Source organism: Candidatus Eisenbacteria bacterium (assembly GCA_016867715.1).
Lineage (GTDB): Bacteria > Orphanbacterota > Orphanbacteria > Orphanbacterales > Orphanbacteraceae > VGIW01.
Genome location: VGIW01000064.1, coordinates 1 through 18,215 on the forward strand (window position 1 = coordinate 1; position 18,215 = coordinate 18,215).

Annotated in this window: 8 protein-coding genes; 4 read left to right on the plus strand and 4 right to left on the minus strand. The window is 67.7% G+C overall.

Annotated features, from left to right (window positions below):
* Positions 1-1,156: thioredoxin domain-containing protein (locus FJY73_10415; GenBank protein MBM3321077.1), on the plus strand; the 1,156-nt coding region annotated here is incomplete at its 5' end.
* A 75-nt stretch (positions 1,157-1,231) separates the two neighbouring features.
* On the opposite strand, the gene aspS is transcribed toward FJY73_10415, so the two are convergent.
* Genes aspS through FJY73_10435 form a run of 4 tightly spaced genes read right to left on the minus strand, consistent with a single transcriptional unit; the run spans position 1,232 to position 6,226 of the window.
* Positions 1,232-2,992, minus strand: a complete 1,761-nt coding sequence (gene aspS / locus FJY73_10420) for an aspartate--tRNA ligase (protein MBM3321078.1) — start codon at positions 2,990-2,992, stop codon at positions 1,232-1,234.
* Positions 2,993-2,999: 7 nt separating this feature from the next.
* On the minus strand, positions 3,000-4,295 hold the full coding sequence (locus FJY73_10425) for a histidine--tRNA ligase (protein MBM3321079.1): 1,296 nt from the start codon (positions 4,293-4,295) through the stop codon (positions 3,000-3,002).
* Positions 4,292-4,720, minus strand: a complete 429-nt coding sequence (locus tag FJY73_10430; GenBank protein ID MBM3321080.1) for a VanZ family protein — start codon at positions 4,718-4,720, stop codon at positions 4,292-4,294. Before FJY73_10430 ends, FJY73_10425 begins: the two co-directional genes overlap by 4 nt.
* Before the next feature lie 3 nt (positions 4,721-4,723).
* Entirely contained in the window at positions 4,724-6,226 is a 1,503-nt protein-coding gene (locus FJY73_10435) for an amino acid decarboxylase (GenBank protein ID MBM3321081.1), read from the minus strand.
* 78 nt (positions 6,227-6,304) lie between these two features.
* Between FJY73_10435 and FJY73_10440 the strand changes: the two genes are divergently transcribed.
* From FJY73_10440 to FJY73_10450, 3 genes are all read left to right on the plus strand, one after another.
* A complete protein-coding gene (locus tag FJY73_10440; protein MBM3321082.1) occupies positions 6,305-10,957 on the plus strand; it encodes a hypothetical protein in 4,653 nt (1,550 codons plus the stop codon).
* Between the two features lie 35 nt (positions 10,958-10,992).
* Positions 10,993-12,747: a sulfatase gene (locus FJY73_10445; protein ID MBM3321083.1), complete on the plus strand. Its 1,755-nt coding sequence runs from the start codon at positions 10,993-10,995 to the stop codon at positions 12,745-12,747.
* Between the two features lie 272 nt (positions 12,748-13,019).
* Positions 13,020-18,215: DNRLRE domain-containing protein (locus FJY73_10450; protein ID MBM3321084.1), on the plus strand; the 5,196-nt coding region annotated here is incomplete at its 3' end.

The following is an 18,215-nucleotide window of genomic DNA, read 5'->3' on the forward strand; positions in this document are numbered from 1 at the left end:
AACCCTCGACTACGTGCTCCGCCACATGACCTCTCCCGAGGGCGGGTTCTTCGCGGCGGAGGACGCGGACAGCGAAGGGGAAGAGGGGAGGTTCTACACGTGGACGCCGGACGAGATCCGGCGCGCGCTCGGCGAGGAGGACGGAAACCTCTTCTGCATGGCGTACGGCGCGACCGACCGGGGAAATCTTGAGGGACGAAGTATTCCGAACCGGCTCGGGGATCTCGACGAGCTCGCGGTTCGCGCAGGGGTCCGTCGCGACGATCTCGAGGTTCTTCTCCGGCGAGGCCGGGAGCGCCTCTTCTCCGAGCGGGCGAAGAGGGTCCGCCCCTCGCGCGACGAGAAGACGATCGCCGGGTGGAACGGGCTCATGATGGCCGCGCTCGCCGACGGGGCCCGCATCCTCGACGATCCCCGTTACGCAGAGGCGGCGGCGCGCAACGCTTCGTACATCGAATCCTCGCTCTTCAAGAACGAACGCCTGCTCCGCGTCCGAACGAACGGAGGAGCGCCGATTCCGGCCTTTCTCGAGGACCACGCCTTTCTCGGAGACGGCCTCCTCGCGCTCTACCAGACCGTCTTCGACGAGCGATGGTTCCGTATCGCGCGGGCAATGGGGGACGCGATCCTGGAGCGCTTCCTCGATCGCGACGCGGGGGGCTTTCACGACACGGGAGCGGACCACGACGCTCTCATCGCACGCTCGAAGGGGATCCAGGACCACGCGACGCCGAGCGGGAACGCGGCGGCCGTTCGTCTTCTTCTTTCTCTGGCCGCATACACCGGAGAGGAGCGCTACGCGGGCCCGGCGAGGCGCGCGCTCGCCTCGATGCAGGACCTGCTCGAGCGGCACCCGGCCGCCTTCGGCCACTGGCTCGGGACCCTCGAGTTTCTCCTCGCCCCGCCGAGGGAGATCGCGGTGATCGGAGAGCGCGGAAGGGCGGACACGGAGGCGCTCCTGCGGGCGGCTTTCGGATCGTACAACCCGAACCAAGTCGTCGGCTTCTTCGACCCGCGCGAGAAGACGACCGCGGTTCCGCTCCTCGAGAAGAAGCCGATGGTGGATGCGGCCGCGTCGGCGTACGTCTGCCGTTCATTCACCTGTCAAGCGCCGATCACGAACCCGGAGAAGCTGGCGGCCGAGCTGGCGAGATAGCGACCGGCCGGACCGATCCCTGAGAACGCCCCGCTCGCTGCCTACCTAAGCGACGCCTGCCATTCGGCAAACCGCTCAATCCGTTTGCCGCTTCCGCTCGAGGCCGAGATCGCGGAGGAGCTCCGAATCGACCTCGGAGGGGCTTCCGTCCATGAGGGAGAGGCCGCTCGTCGTCTTCGGAAAGGCGATGACGTCGCGAAGCGACTCGCCGCCGGAGAGGAGAAGGACGATCCGATCCCACCCGAGGGCGATCCCCCCGTGCGGCGGCGCTCCGTAGCGGAGCGCGTTCAGAAGAAACCCAAAGCGGCGGTCCTGCTCCTCGCCGCGAATGCCGACGACCGCCATCACGCGTCTTTGGAGATCCGGTTCGTGATTGCGGATCGAGCCGGAGGCGATCTCGACCCCGTTCAGCACCATGTCGTAGAGATGCGCGTAGACCTTTCCGGGATCGGTCTCCAAGAGAGGGATTGCGTCGTCGAACGGCATGGTGAACATGTGGTGCGCCGGCTCCCACCGGTTGTCTTCCTCGTTCCATTCGAAGAGCGGAAACCGGTTCACCCAGAGGAAACGAAGCTCGTCGTTCGGGACGAGCCCGAGCTTGCGCCCGACCTCGTTTCGAACCGCGCCGAGAGCGGTGAGCGTCTTCTTCCACGGACCGGCCGCCATGAGGAGAAGATCCCCCCCCGACGCGCCGGACGCCTCGCGGAGCCTCGCCGCGTCGAAGAACTTCCCGACGCCCCCCTCGAGACCGCTCGGGCCCGCCTTCGTCCACGCGAGACCCTTCGCTCCGTGCTTCTTCGCGAGCGCCTCGAGCGCGTCGATCTCCTTGCGGGAGAAGGACGCACCGCCCGGGACGACGAGGCCGCGAACGATCCCTCCCTCTCCGAGCGCCGCGCGAAACGCCTGGAACTCCGACTCGGCGGCCGCCGAATCCAGATTCTTCAAGGTCAAATCGAATCGGATGTCCGGCTTGTCGCTCCCGTAGAGCTCCATCGCCTCGTCGTACGCGAGGATGGGGAACGGAGTCGCGACTTCGCGCCCCGCGGTCTCCTTCCACACCGCCGCCATCAGGCCCTCCATGATGCGGAAGACCTCTTCTTCATTCGTAAAGGAAAGCTCGCAGTCGATCTGCGTGAACTCGGGCTGTCGGTCGGCGCGGAGATCCTCGTCCCGAAGGCATCGGGCGAGCTGGAAGTAGCGGTCGAAGCCGGAGATCATGAGAAGTTGCTTATAGATCTGCGGCGACTGCGGGAGGGAGTAGAACTTCCCGGGCGAGAGGCGGCTCGGAACGAGGAAATCGCGCGCCCCCTCCGGCGAGTTCCGGACGAGGAGAGGGGTCTCGATTTCCAAGAAACCGTGCTCGGAGAGATAGCGCCGCACCGTTTGCGCCGCGACATGCCGGAGAACGATCCGCCTCTGCATCGAGGGGCGCCGGAGATCGAGGAAGCGGTACTTGAGACGCATCTCTTCGGTCGCGTCCACGTCGTCCTCGATGACGAAGGGGGGCGTCTCGCACAGGTTCAGGAGGTCGAGCCGGTCGGCGAGAACCTCGATCGCTCCGGTCGAGAGGTTCGGATTGCGGATCCCCTCCGGCCGCATCCGGACGGTCCCCTCGACCGCCACGACGTACTCCCGCTTGAGATCGCGGAGATGCTCCGGGGAGACGCCTCCTCCCGGCTGCGCGACGACCTGCGTGAGACCGAATCGATCCCGAAGATCGAAGAAGAAGATGCCTCCTTGATCGCGAAGGCGATGGACCCACCCCATGAGCACCACGCGCCGGCCCTCGTGCTCCGCTCGAAGCTCTCCGCAGTTGTGGGTTCGGGTCCTTTCCATCGGCCGCTCACTCCTTCCGCGGCGCGCCCGGCGCCGCAATCCGCGAAGCGATCTCCTCGATCCGCGCTTCCAAGCGGTCGAGAAGGACGTTCTCCTGCTCTCCCGAATCGAGCCTCTTGACCAGGGCGGAGCCCGGCGCGCTCTCGTCGCCGCCGAGAAGGAGGAGAAGGTCGGCTCCCTCGCGGTTCGCCTGCTTCAAGACGGTCTTCAGGTTCCTCGGACGCGCCGAGCCGTCCGCTCGCCAACGCGCACGGAGCCGGAGGAGAACAGGGAGAACCTCCTCCGACGCCCGCTCGGAAAGTGGAGCGACGAGGATGCGGAGCTCGCGCGGCGTCTCCCAACGGATCGCGAGCTCCTCCGCGACCGAAACGATCCTCTCCATCCCGGCGGAGAACCCGACCCCGGGAGTGCGCGGCCCGCCGAGATCCTCCGCGAGCCGATCGTAGCGCCCGCCCCCTCCGAGCGCGCTCTGGGCGCCGAGCCGGTCGTGATGGATCTCGAAGACGGTGCGCGTGTAGTAGTCGAGGCCGCGCACGAGACCGGCGTCGAGCGCATGCGGGATCCCCGCGCGATCGAGCGCGCGCCGCACCTCGTCGAGATGCTTCGCGCATGAATCGCAAAGGCCTTCGAGAATCGAGGGAGCCTCTCGAACCACCGCCCGGTCCTCTTCCTCCTTGCTGTCGAGCACGCGAAGCGGGTTCCGCTCGAGACGCTCGCGCGAGATCTCGGAAAGATCCTCCCGGCGCCCGCTAAGATACGCGGACAGACTCTCGACGTAGGCCGGGCGGCAAGCCTCGTCTCCTACCGACCCGAGCCGCACAGTGAGGTCGCCGAGCCCGACGGAGCCGAGGATCGCATGGAAAACGGTGATCGTCTCCGCGTCGTAGAACGCCTCCTCGGGGCCGAGCACCTCGATGCCGAACTGGTGGAACTGGCGGAAGCGTCCCTTCTGGGGACGCTCGTAGCGGAACATCGGCCCGATGTAGTAGACCTTCGCGATCGGCCGCTCGCGCGCGAGGTGGTTCTCGAGAAACGCGCGGACGACCGAGGCGGTTCCCTCCGGCCTGAGCGTCAGGCTCCGCCCCTTCCGGTCGAGGAAGGTGTACATCTCCTTCTGAACGATGTCCGTGTCGGTTCCGATCGAGCGGGAGAAGAGATCGGTCGACTCGAAGATCGGCGTCCGGATCTCCTCGTAGCCGGACCTCTCCGCGACGGCGCGCACCTTCTCTTCGAGAAAGCGCCAGCGGCCGAGCTCGTCTCCCAAGAGATCCTTCGTTCCCCGAATCGCCTGGATGCGCGTCACGGCTCCACCGCCTTCGACCGGCGTTCCCGCCATTCTTGAAACGTTTGGACGGCAAGGATCGCGAACGCGTCCGCCAGGAAGTCGTTCACGTCGCGCGAACGGCCCACGAAACCCTGATACACCTCGTCGAGCGCCGCGAAGAGAAGCCCGCCGCCGACCACGATCGCCGCCGCGCGCCTCCGGAGCGCGCCCCGCTTCGATCCGCGGAGGACATCCCCCCAAAGCCACGAGAAGACGCCGTACTCGATCAGGTGGAGGACCTTGTCTTGATGCAGGAACGGGGGAGGCGCCGCCGGAATCCTCGGGATGGAAGAGGCCGCGATCATGAGGCCCGACCACGCGAGCGCCCACGGAAGCCTCGACCGGCCGGCGCTTCGCTTCCGCCCGGCATCTCGAGAGCGGTCCGAATCCGCCGCGAGCGCCATACGCTAGCACTCTCCCCGCGCGCGGTCAAGCCGAGCGCCCGCCGAAGAGGATATCGCGCGCGCCTCCTCGATCAGCTTCTCGCGGACCCGGTCGACGTCCGCGCGCGTTGTGCGGAGGTTTCCGACCGCGAGGCGAAGCGCGGCGCGACCTTTGAGCGAGGCGTGGGAGAGATACGCCTCGCCGCTCCGGTTGATCCTCTCGAGAAGAGTGCGGTTCCGATCCGCGAGAGCTTCTTCGTCGCGCACGCTCCCCGCCGGCCCGATCGACCGGAAGCAGACGACCGAGAAGGGGGCCGGGGCGAGGCGCTCCCACTCCTCGTCGCCGTCGATCCAATCGGCGAACGCGCGCGCGAGCCGGATGTGATGCCGGATCCGCTCCTCGAGCCCCCGGCGCCCGTACGCGCGGAGGACGAACCAGAGCTTGAGGGCGCGGAAACGCCGCCCGAGCTGAAAGCCGTAGTCCATCGGGTTGTCCGCCTCGTCCGGCGTTCGGAGATACTCCGGGACGACGCAGAACGCGCGGCGAAGCGCCTCGGGATCGCGGAAGAAGAACGCGCTCGCGTCGATCGGCGTGAAGAGCCACTTGTGCGGGTTCACGACGATCGTGTCTGCCTTCTCCCAGCCCCGGAAGAGATCCTTCTTTTCCGGAAGGAGCGCGGCCGCCCCCGCGTACGCGGCGTCGACGTGGAGCCAGAGCCCTTCCTCTTCGGCGATCGCGGCGATCTCGGGGACCGGATCGACGCTCGTCGTTGCGGTTGTCCCGGCGGTCGCCACGACTGCGAAGGGGAGGAATCCCGCCGCGCGGTCGCTTCGTACGCGTTCGCGAAGCGAGCCGGCGTCGAGCCGATAGTTCACATCCGAAGGGATCCGCACGACATGGTCGAGGCCGATCCCGAGAAGGATCGCCGCTTTCTCGACCGACATGTGCGCCTCTTCCGACGCGTAGAGCCGAAGCTTCGCTCCGGACGCGACGAGACCGCGGCGCCGGCAGTCGGAATCGGTCGCCTTCTCGCGCGCCGCCGCGAGCGAGAGAAGCGTCGAGGTGGAGGCGGCGTCCGCGAGGATCCCGGAAAAGGAGTCCGGGATGCCGAGCGCGCGCGCGAGCCAGCGGAGCATCCCCTTCTCGAGCTCCGCAGAGGCCGGGCACGTGATCCACCGCATCGCGTTCGTGTTGAGCGCCGCGGAGTAGAGATCGCCGAGGATCCCCGGCATCGACCCGCTGATCGCGAAGTAGGCGAAAAAGCGGGGATGATTCCAATGGGTGAGGTGCGGGAGGACGAGCCGGACGAAGTCCTCCTCGATCCGCTCGAGAGGCTCCCCCTCCTCCGGCATGCGTGCGGGGAGCGCGGCCAGGAGATCCCCCTCCCCCCCCGCGGACCTCACCGGATATGCGCGCGTCTCATCGAGATAGCGCGCGATCCAGCGGAGCGCGCGATCCCCCGCCCGAAGGAACTCCTCGACCGGGATGTCTCCGCGCTCGCGATCGTCGTTCTTCTCCCCCGACATGCCGCCAGTATACACCGGGCGGGGAAGAGGGGCCCGCGCCGTGCGCGTTTCGCGGGCGCCTGTTATAGTTAGGAAAGGATGAAACGACCGCATGCCCGCTCCCGAATCCGGCTCCCCCTTCTCCGGCTCGCCGCATGCATTCTCCTGGCGCTCCATTCGGGCGCCGCGGTGGCCGCAGAGGAGTTCCGGCTCACCGTGACGGCGGGGGGCTACGCCCTCGAGCCGGTCTCCCGCGCGGAGGGGACGTTTCGCCGCGTCGAGGCTTCGTTCCCCGGCCGGATCCTCGAGCCTGGGCTTCCCTCTCTCCCGATGCGGACGTTTCTCGTCGGCGTGCCCGAGGGGGCGCGCGTCGTCGCGATCGTCGAATCGGAAGAGCACGCGGACATCCCCGGCGATCCGATCGAGCCGGCGGGATTGGACACGCTGATCGGTTCGGAGCCGATCTCGATCATCCATCCGGTCCTCGATGAGAGAACCTATCGTTCGGGGGATTGGTTTCCGGAGACTCTTGTCTCGATCGGCGCCGAGGGCCGCTTTCGCCATCAATCGGTCGTCCCGATCCATGTCCGTACGTTCCGCACGATCCCTGCGTCCGGCCTTCTCCGCGTGTACGAACGGATCGAGCTTCTCGTTCGGATCGAAGAAGATCCCGCGCGTGACGGGAAGCGCTCTCTTCGGGAGCCGGCTCCGGACGATCCCTTCTTCGAAAATCTTTATATACAAACGATCGTGAACCACGAGTCCGCGAGGAAGCACCGGACGCGTCCGGCCCGCGCGTTCTTCCCCCCGAAGCGGAGCGGCGGCTCGACCGAGTGGAAGATCCGCGTTCGGGAAGGCGGGCTCTACCGAATCGATCACGAGGAGCTCGCGGCGGCCGGATTCCCAAACGCCGCCCCAGCCGGATCGATCGCGCTCGCGAGGCGCGGCTTCTCCGACGCGGAGCTCGCGGCGGGTGGGGATCCGTTCACGGAGCGCCTTCTCCCCCTTCTCGTGGAGGACAAGGACGAGGACGGCCTCTTCGGCGCGGGGGATCGTCTCTTCGCCTACCTCCCCGGGTTTCGCGAGGATCGGATGAAGAGGGACAACGACGACCGCTTCGCATCCGAGGCGGTCTACTTCCTCTCCACGGAGGGGGGCGCCCCCCCGTTCGAGACGAGGAGCGGATGGAGAGGATACCCCGGCCTCGCCCCCCTCCCCTCCTTCCCCGATTCGATCCGATGGGAGGAGGATTTCTACTACGATTTCAAGACGATCGCCGAGACGCTCGACGTCTACTATCCGGCGAACAACCTCACCGACCTCCAGATGGACATCGACCTTCCTCCCGCGGACACGAACGGAATGTTTCGGATCAAGGCGATGACCGTGAGCGCCTACTACCCGCTCCATCCGTACCATCGCTACGTCATCCTCCACGAGGCGGCCGGCGACACGGTCTTCAACGAGGTCGTGTACGGGTCGAGAGGGGCGCTCTTCACGAGCGGGCTCTCCTTTCCCGCCGCCTTGCTCGCAACCGGCTCCAACCGATTTCTGTATAAAGGATCGCGGGGGAGCGATTCGACGACCCCGATCACGGGGGCGCTCGGTTTCCTCGACTGGTTCGAGGTGCACGCTCCGTTCCTTTACGTGGCCAGGAACGATTACGCGCGCTTCTCCACCGGCCGGGAGACGGGACGCGTGCAGATGGAGGTCGCCGGTTTCGACGATCCGGAACCGATCGTCCTCGATCTCTCCGATCCGTACGCGCCGATCCTCGTCGAGCCCGATTCGGTCCGGTTCGAGAACGGGGCTTGGACAATCGTCCTTCAGGATTCGGTGGGATTTCCGCGCGCATACGCCGCCGCGACGAGGGACGGTGCGCGGCGTCTCGGCGAGGGAGCGATCCTTCGGGACGAGCCGAGCCGCCTCGCGTTCGAAGAGGCGGACTATCTCATCGTCGCATGGGACGATCTCCTCGAAGCGGTCGAGCCGCTCGCGGAGCATCGGGAGTCGCAGGGGTACCGGGTCGCGCGGGTTCGCGTAAGCGACGTCTACGACGAGTTCAACGGGGGCGTGAAGGACCCGATCGCTCTCCAGCGCTTCTTCCGCTACGCGTTCGAACGTTGGGAGATCCCGCCGACGTACGTTCTTCTCGTCGGCGACGGATACGAGGAGCAGCGCGGGATCGCGACGAACGGAACCGCGGGCGACGCCGATCTCGTTCCTTCGTATCCGATGTTTCAGCGAGGCGCGCCGAGCGTGGGGAACGAGTGGGTCGCGAGCGACGCATGGTACGCGCTCCTCGACGGGAACGGCGACCTCGCGCCCGAGATGGTGATCGGGCGCTTTCCGGCCTCGAGCGCGGCGGAAGCCGACGTGCTTGTCGAGAAGACGCTCGCCTACGAGGCGGAGCGGAAAGAGGAGCCGTGGAGGAGGCGGGTCGCGTTCGTCGCGGACGACGCGTGGGTGAAGGACAGCGCGGTCCAGCCGTACCGGAACGGAGCCCAATATGCGTTCGAGAACGCTTCGTTCGATTTCGCGAAGCGCATCTCGAGCGAAGGGGCTCTGCGCGCGGACACCACCACGCTCTTCCTTTCCCGCGACGCGGACATCTATCGCTCGCTTTGCCCGTACGGCGATCCCCCCAACCCGATGTACGCCGACCACACCTGCGTGATGACTCTGACCCGCGACCCGAACCTGGGGTTCACGCCCCGTTTCTTCGATCTACTCAACCGAACCGGGGTTTCGCTGGTCAACTTCCAGGGGCACGGCAACCGCACGTCTCTCACGCATGAACTGTTTTTAGTTCACGGAAGAGACACGGCGTTCACCGGGCGCTTTCACAACGACCTTACGGATTTCTCCGAGGCCGGGGCTCCTCCGTACATCTTCCTCGCGTTCGGGTGCTCGATCTCCGAGTTCGAGGTTTTCACCTCGTACGGCTACGACGCGCTCGGCGAGAACATGATCCTTCTTCCTGGGAGAGGCGGGGTTCTCACCTACGGCTCGACGGGACTCGAATACCTCGACCCGAACATCCAGCTGAACCGCTTCGTGCTGGCCCGCTGGTTCCCCGTCCTCGGGGACACGAGGGAGACACCGGGCGTCGGCTTCGACCGGACCGCCGGCGAGGGCCTCACGAGCGGCATGATCGACTACTCCTTCGCGAGCGGGCAGACCGGACCGGTCCGGCGCTTCGTGGTCCTCGGGGATCCGGCGCTTCGGATCGGGCCCCCGCCCCCCACGCTCCTCGTGACGATGGAGGGCGACACGATTCCCGACGGCGCGACCCGCCTTCCGGCGCCGGACGGATCCCCGTGGGCGATCGAGGCGCGGATCGCGGCGGACGTGCACATCGAGGAGGATTCGATCGAGGTTCTCGAAAACGGAGAGCCGATCGACCGCGGCCTCTACACGATCGAGCGGAGCGTCGACCCCGCGACGAACCGCTGGGTCTGGACCGTGCTCGTCGAGCGCGCGCCGGAGGAGAGCCTCCGCGCGATCGGGTTCCGCGCGACCGATCGCTGGGGAACGGCCCTTTCGCACACGATGCGGACGTGGGCCGAGATCGCGTTTTCGTTCGAGGGGGCCGCGTACGTGGAATCGCTTCTCGTCTCGCAGGCGAGCCGCCTCCGGATCGACATCGGCGCGGACGTCTCGCTCGCTCTCTCCGACATCCGCGCGGAGACGCAGAGCGCCTTGTTCGACGCCGACACGCTTTTTCGCACGAGCGACTCGACGTGGGCGGCGGAGATCGACCTCCTCCTCGCGGAGGGGGAACAGGAGATCGTCGTCTCGATCGGCGGTCTCCGGAAAGCGCTCATCGTTCGCGCGGCATCCTCCGGGATCCGGATCGCGGCGAGCGTCGACGGGATCGAGGTCGAGAGCGGCCACTTCCTTCTCGGCCATCTCGACGGGACGCCCCCCGCGATCGACGCGCGCATCGAGACCTGGCTCGGCTTCTCGACCGACTCGGTCCGCGTGCTCGCGGGAGGAGTGCTCGTCCCTCCCGGCGAGTACGCGACATCGATCGACACGATCGAAGGACGGATCGTCCTCCGGATCGGCTACGAGCCCGCGATCGGGAACGAGACGGGGGACATCCGGATCGAGGCGTACGCGGGAGCCGTTTCGTCTCTCTTTCTCCTTCGCGCATCGCTCCCGATCGCGCTCACGGCGGACGGGACGGCGGTCGAGAACGGGGATTTCCTCGCCCCGATGAGCGTTCTCCGCGCGTCGGCCACCTACCCGAACGATCTCCCCCTCGCAGAGACCGCGTTCTTCCTGAACGGCGTTCCGATTTCTCCGGACACCCTCCGCCGCGAGGGGAGCGACGGTTGGATCGCCGCGGCATCCGTCGAGACCGGTGGAGGAACGCACACGGTCGCGTTTCGGGCGGGCGCCTTCTCCGCTTCGCGCGAGGTCCGCGTCGAGAACCGGCTTCGCGTCGTCGATCCGCTCTGCCACCCGAACCCATCGAAAGAGGGGACAGGCTTCTACTACCACCTCACCCTTCCCGCCGACGAAGTCAAGGTTGAGATTTATACCATCACCGGTCGAAAGATTCGGGTCCTCTCCGGTCTTTCCCGTCGGGCGGGGTACAACGAGAACTTCCTCGCGTGGGACGGGCGCGACGAGGACGGCGACCGCGTCGCCCGCGGGGTGTATCCTTTCCGCGTCGTCGCCGCCCGCGCCGGAGAGAAGGCGGAAGCGATCGGGAAGATCGTGGTCCAGGACCCGAAGAACTGACCGGCGCGCGGGGCGGACCGGCCGGGACGGATCGCATGAAACGCGACGCCGCATGGAAGCGGGCCCTTCTTTCGGGAGGCGTCCTTCTCGCCTTCGCGGTTCTCGCGCTCGTTTCGTGCGGCGGGGGAAGGAGCCGGCCGAACCTTCTTCTCATCGTCGTCGACACGCTCCGCGCGGACCATCTCGGCTCCTACGGCTATCCGCGGAACACGAGCCCGGCAATCGACCGCCTCGCCGCGGAAGGGACGCGGTTCGAGAACGCGTTCACGCCCGCGCCGTGGACTCTTCCCGCCTTCGCATCGCTCCTCACCTCGCGCCTCCCGTGGGAGCACGGAGCGGTGAACGACTACCTCGCGCCGCGGGCCGACATTCCCTTCCTTCCGGAGGTTCTCCGCGGCGCCGGATACGAAACGGCCGCCTTCGTGAGCCATATCTACACTTCACGCGTGTACGGTTTCGACGCGGGGTTCGACCGCTTCGAGGATTTCCGGATCGGCGAGGATTACGCCTTCGATCAGGGGCGCGAGCCGCGCGCCGAAGAGGTCGTGCGCGAGGCGATCCGCTGGCTCGCCGGACGGAAGAACAAGAAGCCTTTCTTCCTCCTCGTCCACCTCTTCGATCCGCACTGGGCGTACGACGCTCCGGAGCCGTTCCGCGCGCGCTTCGACCCGGGCTATTCGGGCTCGGCCGACGGATCGTACCGAACGATCGCGCGTTTTTTCTCCCCCGACTCGATCCCCCCCGCGCGGGACCTCGAGCACATCATCGCGCTCTACGACGGCGAGATCCTTTACACCGACGCATGGCTCGACACTCTCTTTCGCGCGCTCGACCGCGCGGGGGCGTGGGGTAAGACGGCGGTCGTCGTCACGGCCGACCACGGAGAGGAGTTCCGCGACCATGGATCGATGGGGCACTCCTTCACCTTCTTCGACGAGGTTCTCCGCGTGCCGCTCATCATCCGCCGGCCGAACGAGAGGAGCGGGGGGACGGTGAACGAGCCGGTTTCGCTTCTCGACATCTTTCCGACGCTCGCGGAGTGGGCCGGTGCCGAGATCCGGTCCGGCCTCCGCGGGCGCTCTCTTCTCCGCACGCCGGAGAAGGAGCCGCGATTTCTTGAAGCAGGAACGATTCGCGAGGGGCGCTATGGGCGCGCCGTGCTTCGGGGAACGAAGAAGCTGATTCGGGACGCACAAGGCGATCGGCTCTTCGACCGCGCATCGGATCCTCGGGAAACGAACGACCTTCTCCGCGGCGGCTTCCCGTTCGACGGTTCGGAGGCCGAACCGCTGGCCGCGCGGATCGATGAGACGGGCCCGCTCGAAGGATGGCAGGTCGTTTGGTCGAGTCGAACGGAACGACCCGGCGCGTCCTTCTCCGGGACGATCGACCCGGAGGGGATCATCGTCGAGCTTCTCCCGCATGCCGGATGCGCGATCGATCTCGAGGCGACGGACAACGGATCGTTCCGGTTCGCCGCTCACGGGAGCGGAGGGCTTCGGTTCCGGGTCGTTCCACCGGAGGGCGCCGTCCGCTTCCGTCTCCTCGTCGAAGGGGAGGAACGTTCGGATCGGGTCCGGATCGGGCGGGAGGGCTTCCATCCTCCGGGCGCGTCCTTCGGCCTCGATCCCGCCACCTCGCCCGAGGGGGTGCTCCGCGCCCCAGAAACGACTCGAAGCGATGAGCCTTTCTTTCTCGTATGGAAGGAGTTGGATCCTCCCACGCCGCGCCTGATCACCCTCTCCCCCGCCGAAAGGGAGCGGCTCCGCTCTCTCGGCTATCTCGAATAGGGACCCGCCCTTCGGCACCCTCCTTGCACCTCTCGCGCCTCTGGAAGCCCGCGGTTCTCCGGGAACGGCGCAAGATGTTGGCCTGCAATCGCGATCCGACTTCGCTTCACGTACGATCGGAGACGCGGCGCGAGAGGCCCGTCGCGTTCTGCGACGCCACGCTAACTCCGTTTCTCTCGGAGGGTTCCCCCCTCAAGCCTCCCCTCATTTCGGCCGATCCTCGGGGTGGAACGACACGAAACGCAACGCCGCGGGCATGTCCGGGGAGCTTCATGCGCCGAACGTTCATTCTTGTCTTCGGGGTTCTCCTTCTTTCCCAAGGGACCGTCGAAGGCGCCGCGACGAAGATCGACACCCTCCAGCCCGGTCCCCTCGGAGGCGTCGACACGTGGATCGGCTCGCAGTTTCCTTTCTACGCGAGCGGCGAAAGAGACACGCTTCTCCTCGGACAGGGCGACCCCGCGCTGGCGGGCATCATCATCGATGATCCTTTGAAAACCGCGGCGATTCACAGCTGGCGAGCGCTCCTCCGCTTCGACCTCTCCTCCCTTCCGCCGGATGCGGACATCAGCGAGGCGCGGCTCGGGCTCTACCTGCGGGCATTCGTTCCCTTGAGCGGCGGCGACATGAAGGTCGGCGTCCATCCGGTCACCTCGTCGTGGGCGGAGGGGACGAACGGACCGGTCACGGGCGCGACCTGGTATCACAGGGATCCGCCGGCGACATGGGCGGCGGCGGGAGGCGATTTCGGAGCCCAAGTCTCCGACAAGGTCGTCAAGAACCCGTCGACCTGGATCGTTTGGGACATCAAGAATGCAGCGCAGGCGTGGGCGGCGGATCCCGGATCGAACCTCGGCGTGCTACTCAAGCGAAAGGACGGGGGCTTGGCCCTCGGCGCGTTCGCCTCGAGCGACCATGCGGATTCCAGTCTCCGCCCGAGGCTTCACATCAAGTACTCGAGCGACATCGTCGACGACCTTCCGGCGCTCCTCGGAGGGACGGCCGAGATCCAGCCGAACCTCGTGCCGAAGAACACGACCGCGGAGCTCACGCTCTACGCCGCGCTCGACGTCAACGACGCGTATCTCGGCATGGGACCGGACTACCTGACGATCCGAATGCCGGCCGGTTTTCTCGACCCGAGGATTCTCGATGTGTCTTATGACGGCGTGCCGGTCGCGTACACCGACGGCGGCGACCGGGACAACCTCAGGCTCGATCTCAGGTCGTGCCTCGAACAGAACGGAACTCTCGTCGTTCGCTTCAGCGTTCGGACTCCGTCAAGCCCGGATCCGGTCGGCAAGCTGTTCACGCCGATCGTCGACGACCGGAGCACGGCCGCTCCCCCGGACACGCTCCCCGAGGGAGACGCAAACGGGATCCCGGGGGACGGGGACACGTACCTCGTGCGCGTCTCGGGCGGCGCGCTCGCCTCGATCGTTGTGACCCCCTCGAACGCGACCCTCACGGCCGACTCGACCCTCCTCTTCACGGCGAAGGGCTACGACGCCCTGGGCTTCGAGGTCCCCATCTCCCCGAGTTGGCGCGCGGTCGGCGGCGTCGGGACGATCGACGCGGGGGGCCTTTTCGATCCGACCGTCGTCGGGACCGGTTTCGTCGAGGCCTCGGTCGGCGCGATGGTGGGGAACGCGCGGGTCACGGTCCTTCACGGGCGCGCGGCGGAGATCGCCGTCTCGCCCGCCGACACGACCGTGATCCTCGGCGATGTCGTGGCGTTCTCGGCGGCGGCGGTCGACGCGGACGGAAACCCCTTCACGCCGAGCGCCTCCTGGTGGGCCACGCCCGCGATCGGGTCGATCGACGCGGGCGGAATCTTTACGTCGCAAGGAGTCGGAAACGGGATCGTCGTCGCTTCCGCGGACGGCGCGAGCGACACCGCGGCCGTGACGGTCGCGGCGGGGACCCCCGCCCGGATCGAGGTCGAGCCCTCGGCGGCGAGCGTGACCGCCGACACGCTCCTTTCGTTCACCGCGCGCGTCTACGACAACCGCGGCTACTTGATCGACACGACGGTGACTTGGAGCGTCGCGGGCGGGATCGGGACGATCGACCCCGCGGGTCTCTTCGACGCGCGGCGCGCCGGCACAGGGTTCGTCGTCGCTTCGTTCGAGGCGCTCGCCGACTCGGCGCTCGTCACGGTCGTCCCGGGAGAGGCGGTCCGCCTCGCGATCGCCCCGCGCGACTCGACGATCGCGGCGATCGATTCCCTTCTCTTTGCGGCGATGCTCTTCGACTCCGACACGAACGCGTTCCCGAGCGCCGCGGCAGTCTGGTCGGAGCCGACCGGAACCGGGACGATCGACCCCGGCGGGCTCTTTCGCGCGTCGGCCGCCGGAACGGCCCTGATCGTCGCGGCGGATGGAATCTTCTCCGACACGGCGACGCTTCTTGTGACGCCCGGCCCGACCGCCACGCTTGAGGTCGTCCCCTTCACCGCGGTCGTGAACACGGAAGCGACGATCCTCTTCTCCGCGATCGCGAGGGACGCGAGGGGCAACCTCGTTCCGAACCCCGGCCCTCTCGCGTGGAGCGGCGCGCTCACGATCGGCTCGATTCATCCGACCACCGGGCTCTTCACGCCGAACCGGGTCGGAACGGACAGCGTCGCGGCGACCGCCGGATCCGTCGTCGGGAGAAGCGGCCCGATCGTCGTCGTGCCGGGGCCGACCCGCTCGGTCATCATGAGCCCGCCGAGCCTCCAGATCCTCGCGGAGGAGGACACGCTCTTCACAGCCGCCGCGTACGACATCGCCGGGAACCCGACCGGCGAGCCGGTCTCCTGGTCGGTCCTCGGCGGCATCGGTTCGGTCTCCGCGGGAGGCCTCTTCACCGCGTCGGCCGCCGGATCGGGGAGCGTGGTCGCCTCCGCGTCGTCCGCCGCCGACACCGCCGAGGTCTCGGTGTTCGACAACGCCGGGATCCGAATCGACCGAATCCTCGAATCGAGAAGCATCGTCACGCGGGGAGAGACGGGGATCGACGTGCGTCTCGCGTTCACGAACGAGACGGGCGACGCCCTCGTCAACCTCGCGGGGACGCTCCGCTTCTCGATCGGCGGGGGCGACGTCTCGGGCATGTACGCGGTCGCTCCCATTCCTTTTATGAATGAACCTCTCGCGGAGGGAGCCTCGGACACGCTCCGCTTCCTGGTCGCGGTCGGCGAGAACGCGACGCTCGGAGGTCCGGTCATCGTGGACGGAGGGGTCGGGGCCGTCCTCCAGGGGAGCGGGACCGCGGCCGCCGGCCTCTCCGCGATCCTGAAGGGGGAGTGGACCGTGGGGGATTCTCCCTCCCTCGCCGCCGTGAGCCGCTCCCTCTTCCCGAACAAGGCGCACGCGGGGAACCGGGTCGGCTTCGCGATCGCCCTCCGAAACACCGGCTCCGCGGCGCTCACCGTGGAGACCGCGACGACCCTCGTCTTCTCGGACGGAGTCGAGACGTACGAGGCGCCGCTCCTCGCTCCCGTGACCCTTCCGCCGGACGGAACGCCCGGCTCCTTCCTCTTCGACGACCGGGCGATTCCCGGAGCGTTCGTGCCGGGACGCTACACGGTCACTTTGAACATCAAGGGAAGGGACGGGAACGGCGGCAACTACGAACAGTCCCTGCAGGCCGGCTCGAACCCGCTCGACCTCCTTCCCCCCTACATGCTCGTCTCCGCACAGTCGATCGCGCCGCGCATCGTTCACCCGGGAACCGACTCGATCCCGCTCCTTCGGCTGAAGATCTCGAACCTCTACGAAGAGGCGAAGACGCTCTCGCTGCTTCGGGTGACCAACGCGAACGCCGGGCCCGGAACGATCGCGGAGAGGGACTCCGAGTGGGATGCGATCCGCCTCGTCGAGGATCGGAACGACGACGGGATCTTGGGCCCGGGGGACGTGTTTCTCGGGAGCGGCGCGTACTCGCAGGGGACCCGTTCGTTCAGCCTCACCCTCCCGATCGGTCCGGGAGATTCCACCGCGCTCCTCGTTCTCGGGGACCTCTCGCTCGACCGGGCGCGCGACGGGGAGCAGCTTGATGCGCTCGTCGCGTCCGCGTCGGATCTCTCCTTCGGGGCGGGCGCCGAGACGCAAGGGGGCTTTCCCTTGAACTCGTACGGCGCGCACTTCGTGGACGGCTTCATCGCCGCGCAGATGAGCGCGTTCGCGGGCTTCCCTTCTCCCCTCCCGGCCGGCGCGAACGACTCGCTCGCTCTGGACATCCGTGTCCCGTCGAACGGGTATCGTCCCGACACGCTCCAGACGCTCGCCGTTCAGAACGCGGGCACCGCCGCGGCCGGTGTCGACCTCACCGAGGTTCGCCTGTGGCGCGACGGCGGGAACGGCGCGTACGATCGCGGCGGCGGCGACGATCTCGATCTCGGGGCGCTCTACTGGACCGGGGCGCTGTGGACCCGCTCCGGAATCGGCCTCGCGATCCCGGCGGGGGGCGCCCGGCTCTTCGTCACGGTGGACGCCTCCGACAGCCCGACCGACCAGCGCACCGTCCGCCTTCGCGTTCCGATCGACGGGGTCTGGATGGCGTCGGGGAACGACGGGCCGATCGACGCGGCGGTGCTCTCCCCCGCGAGCCGCATCATCGGGGGAGCGAAGAAGGTCGACATCGATCTCGCGGCATCCGGCGAGGGGACCGTCCGTCCGGGCGAGACGAAGCGGTTTCTCGCGCTCTTTTTGATCTCGAACTTTTATACCGATTCCGTTCATATCGATGGGATCGCCCTCGAGAACCGCTCATCGGGAGCGGCTCCGGATTCCGTCCTCCGCCTCGTGAGTCTTCACGCGGGCGCCTTCCCGTCGGGCGGCGGGACGCTCCCCGAGGCGCTCGCGACCGCCGTCTCCTCGAACAGACGCTTCGATCTCTCGGGCTTCGCGATCTCCGTCCCGCCGGGCGGGACCAGGAGCCTCACCGTCGCGGGGGACGCGGCGCTCGGCTGCGTCTCCGACGGCGACACGATGCGGATCGCGCTCGCCTTTCCGGCGGACGTGCGATTCCGCGCCGGCCGGTCGGTGAGCGGCGCCTTCCCGCTCGCTCCTCCGGCCCCTCCCGTGGTCGACGGCCACACGGCGGCGCAGATCGCCGTCGCCGATCTCGCGGGGGGCGTGCTCGCGCCGACGGAGAGAGAGCGGCTCGTCTTTGCGATCCGCGTCCCCTCCAACGGATGCCTTCCGGACACGCTCCAGGGGGTGCGGATCGCGAACCTCGGGACGGCCGGTCTCTCGGACATCGAGACGCTCGCGCTGCGCGCGGGTGAGAACGACCTCGGCGCGCTCGTTTGGAACGGCCAGATGTGGGTGCGGGAGGGAATCGCGCTCCCCGTTCCGCCCGGCGGAATCCCGATCGAGATCCGCGCGACCCCGGCCGCCGGCGCGGAAGACGGCCGGACGATTCGTCTCGCCCTCCCCGCGGGGGGCCTCACGATGGCTTCCTCGAACGACGGCCCGATC